Origin of the sequence: Fundicoccus ignavus (assembly GCF_009659375.1) — a bacterium.
Taxonomy (GTDB): domain Bacteria; phylum Bacillota; class Bacilli; order Lactobacillales; family Aerococcaceae; genus Fundicoccus; species Fundicoccus ignavus.
In genome coordinates this window covers 85,178-99,780 of record NZ_WJQT01000003.1, presented here as the reverse complement: position 1 = coordinate 99,780, position 14,603 = coordinate 85,178, and the positions used below count along the sequence as shown (strand labels likewise).

Sequence of the window (14,603 nt, the reverse complement as noted above, 5' to 3'; positions counted from 1 at the left end):
ACTAAAGCTTTATGATTTTATGCCTCAACTAATATAACTATTTCGTTCGTGAAAGGAGACTATTATGTCTAATAACCAACAACCACAAGAACGTATTGATATTCTTGAAAACATTCTTTTACGCTTACACCACGGTGCTAGTCCGGAGGAAGTTCAAGCTGATTTTGATGAACACTTTACGGGTGTAAGTGCCATTGAGATTTCGATGATGGAGCACCAATTAATGCATGGTGATAGTGAGATAACTTTTGAAGATGTGCTCAAACTATGTAACGTCCATGCAAATTTATTTAAAAACGCTGTGAAAGATGGCGAAACACCTGATGCAGATAAACCAGGCCACCCTGTTCAAGTATTTAAAGATGAAAACAATGCCTTTAGAGCGGCTTTAATGAGGATTAACAATCTTTTAAATGTATTAGGTGAACTACCTAAAGAAGAATTAGAGGACGGTATGCTGAGAGGGTTACGACGTCAATTTGATTTACTTGGACAATTTGATGTCCACTATGAACGTAAAGAAAAACTTTTTTTCCCTAAGATGGAACATTATGGTCACGACGCCCCACCTAAAGTTATGTGGGCAAAGGACGATGAAATTCGGGATCAATTTAAAGCAGCTTACAAGAAAATGGAACAATTCCCTAACATTCCAATGTCAGAAGTTAAAGAAGCTTTTGCAGAATTTGAGTTTGAATTTAACGAAATGATATTTAAAGAAGAAGCCATTTTAATCAATATTCTGTTAGAGGCCTTAACTGTTGAAGACTGGTATCAAATCGCACAAGAAAGTGATGCTTATGGCTTTGCAATTATTCGCCCTTCTGAAGAGTGGGTACCAGATTCGTTGAACGAAGCTGAAGATGACAAAAAAGTTATCAAGGATTTGTCTACTTCAAACATGCCACTTCCAATACAACAAGTCGTCAGTCAAAGCGATGCGACGCTTGAATCGCGTAAGATTGCTGTCAACGGTGGTTATATTACCGTAACGTTCGAACCAGATTCCGCATCTACTCGACTCGATCCAAATAGACTTGACCGTTTCACCGAAATTAAAATTGGTGACGGCTTTCTAAACCGTGATCAAATAAATTTAGTGCTGGACTATACCCCTATGGAAATTACGGTAGTGAATGAGCAGGATATTGTTATATACAGCAACTTTAACGAAAAGTGGTTAAATCGAACCTTTAATATTCGACAATACAATACTTTAGGTCGTTCTGTCGAAACCCTTTATAAACGACCTTTAAAAGGTCAAGTCATGGCTTTGGTGGAACAATTTAGAAAAGGCAATGCTAAAGACGAAACGATCATCCACACAATGAGTGATAAACTTGTGAAAATTGACCTTTATCCACAATATTCTCAAAGCGGGCAATATGTTGGTTACGTAGAATTTTTGATAAACCTAGATTATATCGACCGCGTCAATACACGAATGAAACGTGAGCTAACACCCATTGAAGCTTATGAGAACGAAACACTCTATCTTTCAGATGTTAAGCCGTTAAAACAAACCGAAACCAAACACGAATTTCCAACGACATCAGAAACATCCTTAACATCCCATAAATTAAACTTTAGTGACGGTTCACTTATGTTAACTTGGGAGAATAGCCACAATACGATTCAAGAAGACCAGCTCCTTGATTATGACATACCACTCAAATTAAGAAATGGTCAGCTTTCACTTGATCAATTAAAAGTAGTGCTTAACTTAGTGCCATTTGAAATTTCTTTTGTGGATCATGAGGATATTTTCCAATATTTCAACAATATAGCCGTTACCTATAAAGATATGATTTTTGTTAGAACCCCGGCCCAAATCAAACGAAATTTAGAGCTGTGCCACCCGCCTTTCTTGTGGCCAATGATTAGTCAATTAATCCAATCATTTAGAGAGCTTAAAAGATATTTCGAAGAACTTTGGTATCCGACTGGCAATAATGAATATATTTATATCATTTATCAAGCTACTTATGACATTGAAGGTGATTTTACTGGAATGATCGAAACCGTCATCGATATCCAACCGTTTATGGATATAAAACAAGCACAACAAACGTTGTAATCATTTGACCGTAGTCTTAATGACTGCGGTTTTTGTTTTATTATTTTGATTTATTTAAATTAACTTGTTAAAGTCGAACTTTCATACTTTTAGATCATATCAAACTTCAAAGTTCTTTAATTCAACTTTAAATAATGCTAGTATAGAAAATGCAAAAGCCGAAAAGGAGTAATAAGTGATGACTGAAATTAAACGTACATTAACAATTGCTGGTAACGATTCCTCTGGTGGGGCTGGTTTAGCAGCTGATTTAAAAACATTTACTGAATTTGGTTGTTATGGTCAAGTAGCTGTGACAACACTCGTGTCGATGGACCCTGACAATAACTGGTCCCACAATGTGTTTCCGATTGAATTAGATGTTGTGAAACAACAATTAACAACGGTATTAGTTAGTGAAAAACCTTTAGCTGCTGTTAAAACTGGAATGATTGGTACAGTTGAGTTAGTTCATTTAGTAGCTGAAACAATTGAACTTAATCAATTAAAAAATGTAGTCATTGATCCCGTTTTAGTATGTAAGGGAGAAGATGAAGTACTTAATCCGGAAACAGCTGATGCTTTACGTGAAAAATTAGTTCCGCTAGCTGATGTGGTGACGCCTAACTTATTTGAAGCTGCGGTATTAGCCCAAACTGATCCAATTAAGTCTATTGAAGATATGGAAGAAGCTGCAAAGAAAATTCATGCATTGGGAGCTAAACACATCGTGATTAAAGGTGGTAAAGCCTTAGATGATGCACAAGCTATCGACTTATATTATGATGGCGAAACTTTTGAAGTATTAGCTACAGATAAAGTAAACCATGGACATAATCACGGTGCGGGTTGTACCTTCGCTGCTGCAATTACGGCAGGTTTAGCAAATGATTTGTCAGTCAAGGATGCGATTCATCAAGCTAAAGACTTTGTGACAGCAGCTATCGCCTCTGGTTTTGCTTACAATCAATATGTCGGTGCAGTCTACCACAGTGCCGTTCGTTTTAAATAATCTAATAAGGTCCTGAACAATATCTTGATATGTCCCCCTAAGTAGAAACTACAAAAAGTAATCTACTTAGGGGGATATTTGTGCGTTCTAACAAAAACACTACGAAGAACAACTGGAAAAATATATTCAATTGAGATAGAAGTAAATCCCCAAAGTGAGGGTAAAGTAAATTGAATATGAATCATTAATTAGAGTGTTATATATTCGCTTTGCAACTAAAAATCAGTTGCTCAATTATTTATTATGTCGCGGCTTGTAATCAACTTTATAATGGGCACTTTGGCATAACATTAAGAAATTGGCTCAAACAAAATCAGTAAGTTAAAGTGGGCACACGTTATGACGCAACGGCTTATACCTACGTTTTGAAAGAAGAATTATCCGATAACATGCAGATCGCCGTTCGATTTCATCTTCATCAAAAGTTATTGAATCCTAAAAGACAATTCATCCTTTAATCTATAAGTCAGTTATACTTACCTTAAGCAGGCAAGTAATTCATTAGCCCGTGATCAAACAAAATGGCTCATTAAATTAAATTGATGTATTCATCTTCAAGCCAAAGAAATACTATCTGTTTCAACAAGTTCAAGTAGCTTTAGAAGAATGACGTTCACAAAGTAAATTACTACGTCCCCTGGAAATGAGATATCTTGCGGTGAGTCATTATACTAAAGGCGATGCAAAAGTCTTATCAAAACGAGATATCCGCTTTCAAACACTTAGTCAGTATCTAAAAGATTGCTTAGAATGCCTCAATCAAAGTCTATCTAAAAGGATACATTTGACTATCTGACCACTCAAGAGTGTCGTGCACCTAAGCGAACGATTTATAATTATTTCTCAGGATTTAAATAATTATCCACAGAATGTTTCTAAGTCATCGCAACAGTCGGCATCGAACAACAGGAGTTTCTCACCCCAAGAGATCCAGAGGCATTCAAAAGAACTAGGTCCTTCTTTTAAGCAACTGTGTGTCTACTTAATCCCCTCATCCAAAATTTGTTGTTTTAGTTTTGATAAATTTTGCGATACTATATTTAGATTCCAAGTGAATTCTTTTTTTGATGGTTGTGGTGCCTATATGTTAAAGGAAATCACTGGCTTTTTTGCACAAAGTAGATTGTATATATAATTGAGAAAAATGATAGTTTTTTACATAATTTTGTTGACTTTGCATAGTCAATAGCGTAATCTTAGAAAAAACAAAGCAACCTTTAAGTCAAGTCCTGTGAGGCTTTCAAGGGGTCAAGTGAAACCATGCGAATGGTTTGTTTACTATATCTTCAATTTACTTGTAGTGTCGTAAAGCGCTTAGCCCTCGGGCTAAGTGCTTTTTTTTATAGTGTAAATGTAAATGGTCATAATCGGTATGTTCGTTGAAGGTGAGTGAAAAAATGGAAAAAATATTGTTGTTAGAAACTGGTGAAACATTTTATGGTGAAGCTTTTGGTGCTACGAAAGAGGTTATTGGCGAAGTAGTCTTTTCAACAGGAATGACAGGTTATCAAGAATCATTAACTGACCAGAGTTATAACGGTCAAATGTTAACATTTACCTTTCCATTAATTGGAAACTATGGTGTAAATGCTGATGATTTTGAATCTGTAGACCCTACCGTGAAGGCTATCATTTGTCGTGAAGTTGCACGTTTCCCATCTAACTGGCGATCAAAAATGAGCTTGGATGAGCTCTTAGTGGAATATGATATACCAGGCATTAAACATATTGATACGCGTCAATTAACCAAAACAATCCGTAGTCACGGAACGATGAAAGCTAGTTTACTAAATGAGGGGACTGACATTGAAGCTGCGCTTGCGACACTTCGCGCGACAGACTTGCCTACAAACCAAGTAGCGCAAGTATCAACTAAAACGCGATATGTGAATCCAAATGCTGGTAAGAATGTGGTCGTAGTAGACTTTGGTTTGAAACATTCAATTTTACGTGAATTAAACAAACGTGAGTGTAATGTAACGGTGGTACCATATGATACAACTGCCCAAGAAATTTTACGTTTAGCTCCTGATGGCGTCATGTTAACCAACGGCCCTGGGGATCCAACGAGTATTCCAGAAGCTTTAGACATGATTAATGAAATTCAAGGTAAAATACCTTTGTTTGGTATCTGTCTTGGTCACCAATTGTTGTGTTTAGCGAATGGTGGCGAAACCTTCAAAATGAAATTCGGCCATCGTGGCTTTAACCACCCTGTACGTGAAATTGCTACTGGTCGTATTGATTTCACTTCTCAAAACCACGGTTATGCGGTAGATGCTGATTCATTAGTGCATACAGATTTAGAAATCACTCATATCGAAATCAACGATGAAACGGTAGAAGGTGTGCGCCACAAAACTTTACCTGCTTTTAGTGTGCAATATCATCCTGATGCAGCACCAGGACCACATGATGCAGACCACTTATTTGATCGTTTTATTGAATTAATGGATAACAACAAGAACTTGGAGGGGACTATTTAATGCCAAAACGTACTGATATTCACAAGATTATGGTTATCGGATCTGGTCCAATTATCATCGGACAGGCAGCAGAATTTGACTATGCTGGTACACAAGCATGCTTATCTTTACGTGAAGAAGGTTATGAAGTTGTATTAGTTAACTCCAATCCAGCAACTATCATGACTGACACGGAAATTACTGACAAAGTGTATATTGAACCGATTACGCTAGAATTTGTATCACGCATCTTACGTAAAGAGCGTCCAGACGCGATTCTACCTACTTTAGGTGGCCAAACAGGTTTAAACATGGCGATTGAATTAGCCAATGATGGTATTTTAGATGAATTAGGTATCCAATTATTGGGTACAAAATTATCAGCTATCGATCAAGCTGAAGACCGTGACCTTTTTCGTAATCTAATGCGTGAATTGAATGAACCAGTTCCTGAGAGTGATATTGTACATACAGTTGAGGAAGCACTAGCTTTCGCAGAACAGGCTGGTTATCCAGTAATTGTACGTCCTGCCTTTACCATGGGTGGAACAGGTGGGGGGATTTGTAATGACCCTGCTGAATTACGTGAAATTGTTGCTAAGGGCCTTAAATTATCGCCTGTAAACCAATGTTTGATTGAAATTTCAATCGCTGGTTACAAGGAAATCGAATACGAAGTAATGCGTGATAGCGCAGATAATGCTTTGGTTGTTTGTAACATGGAAAACTTTGACCCAGTTGGTATTCATACAGGAGATTCAATTGTTTTCGCACCGACCTTGACTCTAACAGACCACGAAAACCAAATGTTGCGCGATGCATCATTAAAGATTATCCGTACCTTAGGTATTGAAGGTGGTTGCAATGTGCAATTAGCCTTAGATCCAAACAGCTTCAATTACTACGTTATTGAAGTAAACCCACGGGTGAGCCGTTCTTCAGCGCTTGCATCTAAAGCAACTGGTTATCCAATCGCCAAAATTGCAGCCAAAATCGCAGTAGGGTTAACACTTGATGAAATGATCAACCCTGTAACAGGTACAACCTTAGCCGAATTTGAACCAGCTTTGGACTATGTGGTTGCGAAGATTCCACGTTGGCCATTCGATAAATTCGAGAAAGGTGATCGTCAGTTAGGTACTCAAATGAAAGCCACTGGTGAAGTCATGGCTATTGGTACGAACCTTGAAGAAGCGCTGTTAAAAGCTGTCCGTTCACTAGAAATTGGTGCTGAACACATGGCAACAACTGCTAGTCGCGAAGCTGATGAAGTAACCTTAATTGATAAGATTACACGTGCACAAGATGACCGTATCTTCTACTTAGCTGAAGCTTTGCGCCGCGGATATACCATTGAACAATTGCATGACATGACAAAAATTAATCTCTATTTCTTAGATGTTTTAATGCACATTGTAGAATTAGAAAATACACTTGAAGCCAATAAAGAAGATGTTGCTGTCTTAAAAGAAGCAAAACGTTATGGTTTCTCTGATTTAGCCATCTCTAGACTATGGGAAAATGATTTAGCAGATGTACGTGACTTACGAGCTGCAAACGGCATTCGCCCAGTCTACAAAACCGTTGACACCTGTGCGGCCGAGTTTGAATCGAACACACCATACTACTATTCAACCTATAGTGCTGATAACGAAAGTATGCCTTCAGACAAAAAGACTGTTTTAGTATTAGGTTCAGGTCCCATCCGTATCGGTCAAGGGGTAGAATTTGACTACGCCACAGTTCACTCTGTTAAAGCAATCCAACAAGCCGGCTACGAAGCGATTATCATGAATAACAACCCAGAAACAGTTTCAACTGATTTCTCTATTTCGGATAAACTTTACTTCGAACCACTTACTTTAGAAGACGTACTACATGTCATCGACCTTGAACAACCAGAAGGGGTTATTGTACAATTTGGTGGTCAAACAGCGATAAATCTAGCTGAACCATTACATGCATTAGGTATTCCTATCTTAGGGACAACCGTAGAAGACTTAGATCGTGCTGAAGACCGTGACTTGTTCGAGCAAGCCTTAACAGACTTAGGAATCCCTCAACCAGAAGGTTTTACAGCAATGTCTGTAGAAGATGCTTTACAAATCCCAAGTAAGATTGGCTATCCAGTCTTAGTACGTCCAAGTTATGTCTTAGGTGGGCGTGGTATGGAAATCGTGGATAACGATGCCGACTTACGCAGCTATATGGAAGATGCCATGATTGCCTCTCCAGACCGTCCAATTTTGATTGACCATTATGTAGTGGGTACCGAAGTCGAAGTCGATGCAATTTGTGACGGTGAAAATGTCTTAATCCCAGGAATTATGGAACATATCGAACGTTCTGGGGTCCACTCAGGTGACTCTATGGCCGTTTATCCCTCACAAAGTCTATCTGATGAGGTGAAGGCGACCATCGTCGATTACACTGAACGTCTATCTTTTGGCTTAAATTGCTTGGGTATGATGAATATTCAATTCATTGTTCAAGATGGCCAAGTTTATGTGATTGAAGTAAATCCACGTGCCAGCCGTACAGTACCTTTCTTGAGTAAGGTAACGGGTATTCCAATGGCACAAGTAGCAACGCGTGCTATCCTTGGCGAAAGCATTATTGACCAAGGTTACCAACCAGGTCTTTACGCTGAAGGCAACATGGTTCATGTAAAAGCACCAGTATTCTCATTCACTAAATTGAACCTAGTTGATCCGCAATTAGGACCAGAAATGAAATCAACTGGTGAAGTGATGGGTTCAGATATCAACCTACAAAAAGCACTATACAAGGCCTTTGCAGGTAGCAACATCCACGTCAATGATTTCGGTAATGTCTTGTTCACAATTACCAAGGCTGACCTAGCAGAAAGTTTGGCATTGGCACAACGTTTCCGTCAAATTGGCTTCAGTGTCATGGTAACGGGCGACATGCAAGCGGAATTTGAAGCTGCAGGTATTGATACTGTTGCAGTGACATCAAATGAAGTAACAGACGAAAAAGAAATTGAGCAAACATTAGTGAACTTGATTACCGAAGAACGTGCACAAATTATCATTAATACATGGGGTCGCGCGCGACACGACCAAAACTCGGGTCAATTAATTCGTAAAGCTGCCATCGAGCGTGGTGTGCCACTATTAACATCCATCGATACAGCAGAAGCAATTCTATACGTATTGGAAGACCGCGGTTTCCAAATCAATGCGTTAGTATAAACCGCCATCTGATTTGAAACTTTAGGCAAAATAAAAAGGTAGTCCGAAAGTACATGTGAAACCCTACCGTTAAACTGAACAAATAAAAAAAGAGAGTTACGCTACCCACAAAAGATGATCCCGATAAGCTGTCGGGGTCATCTTTTTTAATTTTTTCTGATAGCGACGATTGTTGTAAAATTCAATATAATCTTCAACTGCATACCAAAGATCTTGTAGTGTTTCTGTTCTTTCAGATAATACAACGTCCTTCATATGACCAAAGAATGATTCCATAGGTGCATTGTCCCAACAGTTACCGCGCCTCGACATAGACTGAATTAGCCCCATATTCTCAACTTTTTCCTGGAAAACAGGGTAGGTATAATGAACCCCTTGATCTGAGTGGATATACCTTTCCATTACTGGCATATCCTTAATCACATTATTTAATTTATCTAGCGTTTCATAAACTAAATTCATTTTTAAGCTAGTTGAGAAGTGATGTGCAACAATCTCGCCGGTAGCACCATCCTTAACCGCTGAAAGATAGGCCCATTGTCCACTTCCATAAGGAAGATAAGTGATATCTGTGAGAAATACTTTGTACGGGATACCTTGATCAAACTGACGATTGACAAGGTTTTTCTTGGTAGCATTTTCTTGGGTTGCCTTCATCATTTTACGGTATGGTTTCGCTGCTCGTATTGATGATATGATGTTATTCTTGCGCAAAATTCTTCTGATTTTTTATGATTCATTACTACATCGTATTCAGTTTCTAACGCCATTTTTATTTCATCAATCCCACACTTCTTCTTATCCAGAAAAATTCTATATAACAATTGGAAATCTTCCCAATCATTTCGATCACGCTCAGCACGTTTATCGCTACTATTTAGCCAGTAATAGTAGCCGCTTTTACTTACCCCTGCAAGGTCGCATAAATGATTCACCATTCCAGCAAGTTGATTCTCACGAATAATTTGGTTAATTAATCTAAAGCGTTCTTGTTTACTTAAGTCGTTTCTTTTGTCGTTTTTCACGCTCCTCTCGTGCTGTTCTAATTTTTTTCTAGTTCAAGATTCCCCTCTAGATAGGCTATACGGGCATTTGCTTTGTCTAGCGCCTCTTGTAACGATAATTGTTCTCTTGGTCCATAGGGACCATTATTTTTTGAACCACGAGTCTCTTGTAATAATACATCTTCTCCGTGATCTTTATATAATCTTTTCCAACGTGATAGTGATTGATCGGATTTTCCTTTTCCGATTAAATGAGACGGAAGTCCAGCAAGTTCAAATATCTGAGTGGATTTCATGCCTTGTTTGCTTTGTTTAATGGCCTTTATTTTGAATTCTGATGAATAGGTAATACTTTTCTCTGTCACACTTTTCACATTAGGATTGTTTCTTAAAGCTTGAATCTCAGCTTAGCTATATATCTTTTTACTCATCCTGTCCACTCCCTTCTGTATAACTCAAATAGAGTATACCGAAAATTTTGCATAAAAATAACCCGAAAACTTACAACACTCTTTTTTTGAGTGTTCAGTTTTCGGGTTGAGATTCAATCATACCCATAGAGGTTGCTTTAATCAAACTTTATTATAAATAATCAAACTTTGTTTTAAATGAACGAACTTTATTATAAATGATCAATCTTTTTTATAAAGCTACACTTTAATTCGAACCTTTAATTCTTCTACTCTACCGTTACACTCTTAGCTAAGTTACGTGGTTTATCAACGTCCAATCCACGTCCAAGTGCTGTATAGTAAGCTAATAATTGTGTCACTACTACCATTACTAATGGTGATAAGGCAGTTTCAACTTTTGGAATTACAAAGGTGTCGCCTTCACGTGCCACATCTTGCATACTAATCACAATCGCATTAGCACCCCGTGCTTTAACTTCCTCCACATTACCACGTGTATGAGCACCAACAGTTTCTTCAGAGACTAAAGCAATTACAGGAGTGCCTTCTTCAATTAAAGCAATCGTTCCATGTTTTAATTCTCCCGCAGCAAAGGCTTCTGTTTGAATGTATGAAATTTCTTTTAGTTTTAAAGCTGCTTCCATTGAAACATAATAATCCAATGTACGGCCGATATAAAAAGCATTGCGCGTCTCCATTAGATTCGCATCAATCCAAGCTTTTATTTCTGCTTTTTCTGCTAAAATTGATTCCATAATAGAAGCTACCAAGCTAAGTTCGCGTTCCATATCAAAACTCGCTTCAAATCCTTTAGCTGCTCTAAGGGCATCTGCCAACATTGCCATCAAGGTAATTTGAGCTGTATAAGCTTTAGTCGAAGCAACCGCAATCTCTGGACCAGCATGTAATAATAAAGTAAAGCTGGCTTCTCGTGATAAGGTTGAGCCTTTGACGTTAGTAATCGTTAAAGATGGATAATTCAGTTCATTCACTTTTACTAAAGCTTGACGACTATCTGCCGTTTCGCCACTTTGAGTTAAGAACACAAAGAATGGTTTTTCACTCAGTAAAGGTAAGTCGTATGCAAATTCACTCGCCAAATGCACTTCGGTTGGTATTTTGGCTAATTTTTCAAACAATGAACGACCGATCCAGCCAGCATTATAGCTCGTTCCACAAGCCACGATATACACACGGTCACTGGCTAATAAAGTTTTCATCATATCCGCTTCAAAGGCAAATTGCTGATCGTCACCTTGGTAGTTTTGAAGTAAACGACGTAAGACTGCAGGCTGCTCATCAACTTCTTTTAACATGTAGAATGGGTAAGCACCTTTATCTAAGTCACTCGCATCAATCTCAGCTACATAACTTGAACGTTCAACCCTTTCACCCGCGAAATTCTCAATGATTACCGCATCTTGCGTTAGAGTGATTAACTCTTTATCTTTTATTTCGACATATTCACTTGTGACATCAATCGTCGCCATCGCATCAGAAGCAATGACATTAAAACCTTCACCGCGTCCAATTAATAGAGGACTTTTATTCTTTGCAGCGTATAGTACAGTCGGATTTTCAACATCCACTAAACCTAAAGCATAAGAACCTTCAATCACTTCTAAAGTACGTTTAAAGGCGTCTTTGGTTGTCAAGCCTTCAGTTACTAAGAAATATTCGATTAATGCGACCACAATCTCTGTATCAGTTTCAGAACTCAATACCACATCAGATAAATACTCTGCTTGCAATTGCTGATAGTTCTCAATTACTCCGTTATGAACTAACGAAAAGCGTGTACTACTTGATTGGTGGGGATGTGCATTTTGCTGTGAAGCAGCCCCATGCGTCGCCCAACGTGTATGCCCTACTCCGACAGTAGCTGGCAATTCAAAATCAACGATTTCTTTTAAAGCAGCAATTCGACCGACTTCTTTAAATAAGTGACCCTTGCCCTTTTCTTCAGCAACATAAATCCCCGCCGAATCATATCCGCGGTACTCCAATTTTTCTAATCCATTTACTAAAACTTCCTGCACGTTTCCATGACCAATAAACCCAACAATTCCACACATGTCAGTCTTCCTCTTTTCGCTATTTTATTTTAGCTTTTAGGTGCTGTCAGTGTCTTTGTTTCATACTCGCATATGGTTTTTAACACTGTCTGTAGATTGCACAACCTTGAGTCATCCGCCGAACTTTCGATAAACCCAATCCTCGTCACCTTAAATTTTTAAGGTCTGGCGCTATCCTGTTTTAAACTTCTATCCTCCTAGTAATATATTTTCTAAAAGCTATTTAAAAATACACTAAAAATATTTATGTGTCAAAACTTTTTTTTATAAAAACAAACTACCTCCTTAGTTAGAATACTAAGAAGGTAGGCTTCACGTTACTTATTTGTTCGAGTGTTTTTTTAGAACTAGTGCAGTATAACGCTCAATTGGATACGATTCTATTTCACCTGTCATCACATCATCCGTCAAATTGACCTGCCCGTTTGCAAGTTTGACAATATAATTGCCTTTAGGTAATTTATAATTCAATAAATTATTCTGAGCGCTAAAAACAACATGTAAAGTATATTCTGGGCAACGATATTCAAAAGACATTATCTGATAATCCTGGCGAACCACATTCATCGTTTCACGGATGGCCTCATAAGAGGTCAATCTAAACAGTGGTTCCGATTTCCTCAATTGAATCAAATCTTTGACTAATTGTACAGAATGAGCGTACTTGTCCCGACGCAACCAATCAATTTGATTGATACTATCTGGTTTATTGTAACTGTCACGCACCCCTTGTTTAGTTCTTAGAAATTCCTGTCCTGAGTGTATAAACGGAATGCCTTGCGAAAGCAAAATAATACTCGTCGCTAATTCGTGACGTCTTATAATAGTATCTTCATCTAAATAAGGGTCTGCTTTAATTAAACGGTCGTACAAAGTAAAATTATCATGCGCTTCGACGTATTGAATCAACTGCAAAGGATCATTATACGTACCAAAATCTACACCACCCATAAAATTACGGGCTAATTTATTTTCCATATGCCAAGCACCATTGATAAAACCACGTGCTCCCGCATCGAAGTCATTACCTTTCAATGCATCTCGTAAGCCGTCATTGAATTGACCTATTCGTGGCATAAAAGCAGCATTATTGTGATTTGCCACTTCAGTATGACTAAGCGGTGTGTATAAATCCCAACCTTCTCCAAATAGTAAAATGGATGGATCAATCTCATCCAACATTCCTCGAATACTATTCATTGTGGTGATATCATGTATGCCCATTAAGTCAAAACGAAAACCATCAATATGATATTCTTCGGTCCAATATTTAACACTGTCTAGAATATACTTCCGCATCATAAAACGTTCTGATGCTGTATCATTCCCTACACCTGTTCCAGATGTAAATTCTCCCTTGTCATTATATCTAAAGAAATAGCCCGGTACAGTTTTATGAAAACTATGAGATTCTACTTCATAAACGTGATTAAAGACCACATCCATAATGACACGAATGCCTGCATCATGTAGTGCTTGAATCATTTTCTTTAATTCAATAATTCGACAAAACGGATCATAGGGATCAGTTGCATAAGAGCCTTCTGGTGCATTAAAGTTTTGAGGATCGTAGCCCCAATTATATTGCTTTGGTTTTTCATTGGTCTCATCAACCGTTTGAAAATCAAAGATCGGCAAAAGTTCCACATGCGTAACGCCTAACTCTTTCAAATAATCGATACCTGTGGCCGAACCGTTTGGATTAACTGTCCCCTCTTCTGCTACACCTAAAAATTTTCCGCGTTGGAGCATACCGCTATTACTACTGACAGTAAAATCTCTTACATGCATTTCGTAAATAACCGCTTCACTTGCAGAAGGAAATGGCGACATTCTCTTGCCCCAACCTTCTGGATTTGTTCTGTCTAAATCAACAACGACTGAACGTTGACCATTTACTGTAACTGCTTTTGAGTAAGGATCAACAGACTCCGTTACAGTCGAATCGATAAAAGTCAGTCGATAACGATAAGTTAAGCCATGCTGATCGCCTTGAAGTTTATGAGTGTAATATTTGAGGTCGCCACTCCGTGTCATTTTAATACTTTCTTTGGGACGTCCATAATAACCATCAAATAATATAAGCTCTACTTGCGAAGCAGAGGGTGCCCATAAACGAAATTCAGTAAAGTCTTTTAGATATAAAGCACCCAAGGGACCACTGTAATTACGCATATCCATAATATGCGTATCATGACTATATTCTTTTAATAAATTAATAATTTCAAGTGGTGACGTATTAGTTTCTGTATTCAAATTTTGATTTACACGTTTCATAATCTCACTTCCTAGAGCTCTTTGACGATTGCAATGATATACAAAAAAGCGAACATTACTGCATCAGGTTCAAACAAGTGCCAATT

The 14,603-nt window shown here is 38.0% G+C and carries 9 protein-coding genes; 4 read left to right on the top strand and 5 right to left on the bottom strand.

The window, feature by feature from the left end:
• The first annotated feature begins 64 nt into the window (after positions 1 to 64).
• From GF867_RS03635 to carB, 4 genes are all read left to right on the top strand, one after another.
• On the top strand, positions 65 to 2,077 hold the full coding sequence (locus GF867_RS03635) for a DUF438 domain-containing protein (protein WP_153831755.1): 2,013 nt from the start codon (positions 65 to 67) through the stop codon (positions 2,075 to 2,077).
• A 178-nt stretch (positions 2,078 to 2,255) separates the two neighbouring features.
• Positions 2,256 to 3,068 carry a bifunctional hydroxymethylpyrimidine kinase/phosphomethylpyrimidine kinase gene (gene thiD / locus GF867_RS03630; protein ID WP_153831754.1) on the top strand — a complete coding sequence of 271 codons (813 nt, stop codon included), beginning with the start codon at positions 2,256 to 2,258 and terminating at the stop codon, positions 3,066 to 3,068.
• 1,397 nt (positions 3,069 to 4,465) lie between these two features.
• Complete coding sequence (locus tag GF867_RS03625; protein ID WP_153831753.1) at positions 4,466 to 5,554, top strand: carbamoyl phosphate synthase small subunit; 1,089 nt, start codon at positions 4,466 to 4,468, stop codon at positions 5,552 to 5,554.
• Complete coding sequence (carB, locus tag GF867_RS03620; RefSeq protein ID WP_153831752.1) at positions 5,554 to 8,748, top strand: carbamoyl-phosphate synthase large subunit; 3,195 nt, start codon at positions 5,554 to 5,556, stop codon at positions 8,746 to 8,748. The genes GF867_RS03625 and carB overlap by 1 nt, the downstream gene beginning before the upstream one ends.
• A gap of 96 nt (positions 8,749 to 8,844) precedes the next feature.
• Here carB and GF867_RS13805 read toward each other — a convergent pair whose 3' ends face one another.
• The 5 genes from GF867_RS13805 to pulA all read right to left on the bottom strand — a co-directional run bounded on the left by GF867_RS13805 (position 8,845) and on the right by pulA (position 14,517).
• Positions 8,845 to 9,462, bottom strand: a complete 618-nt coding sequence (locus tag GF867_RS13805) for an IS3 family transposase (protein ID WP_216650253.1) — start codon at positions 9,460 to 9,462, stop codon at positions 8,845 to 8,847.
• Positions 9,405 to 9,773, bottom strand: coding sequence for a hypothetical protein (locus GF867_RS13800; protein WP_216650252.1), 369 nt, complete (start codon positions 9,771 to 9,773; stop codon positions 9,405 to 9,407). The genes GF867_RS13805 and GF867_RS13800 overlap by 58 nt, the downstream gene beginning before the upstream one ends.
• A gap of 17 nt (positions 9,774 to 9,790) precedes the next feature.
• A complete protein-coding gene (locus GF867_RS13795) occupies positions 9,791 to 10,117 on the bottom strand; it encodes a helix-turn-helix domain-containing protein (protein ID WP_216650251.1) in 327 nt (108 codons plus the stop codon).
• 314 nt (positions 10,118 to 10,431) lie between these two features.
• Positions 10,432 to 12,240 carry a glutamine--fructose-6-phosphate transaminase (isomerizing) gene (glmS, locus tag GF867_RS03610; protein ID WP_153831751.1) on the bottom strand — a complete coding sequence of 603 codons (1,809 nt, stop codon included), beginning with the start codon at positions 12,238 to 12,240 and terminating at the stop codon, positions 10,432 to 10,434.
• Positions 12,241 to 12,561: 321 nt separating this feature from the next.
• Complete coding sequence (gene pulA, locus GF867_RS03605; protein WP_153831750.1) at positions 12,562 to 14,517, bottom strand: type I pullulanase; 1,956 nt, start codon at positions 14,515 to 14,517, stop codon at positions 12,562 to 12,564.
• Between the last annotated feature and the right edge of the window lie 86 nt (positions 14,518 to 14,603).

Excerpts from the sequence above, each read along its gene's own strand:
- GF867_RS03635 (WP_153831755.1), top strand. The coding sequence starts at position 65 with ATGTCTAATAACCAACAACCACAAGAACGTATTGATATTCTTGAAAAC.
- thiD (WP_153831754.1), top strand. The coding sequence starts at position 2,256 with ATGACTGAAATTAAACGTACATTAACAATTGCTGGTAACGATTCCTCT.
- GF867_RS03625 (WP_153831753.1), top strand. The coding sequence starts at position 4,466 with ATGGAAAAAATATTGTTGTTAGAAACTGGTGAAACATTTTATGGTGAA.
- carB (WP_153831752.1), top strand. The coding sequence starts at position 5,554 with ATGCCAAAACGTACTGATATTCACAAGATTATGGTTATCGGATCTGGT.
- glmS (WP_153831751.1), bottom strand. The coding sequence starts at position 12,240 with ATGTGTGGAATTGTTGGGTTTATTGGTCATGGAAACGTGCAGGAAGTT.
- pulA (WP_153831750.1), bottom strand. The coding sequence starts at position 14,517 with ATGAAACGTGTAAATCAAAATTTGAATACAGAAACTAATACGTCACCA.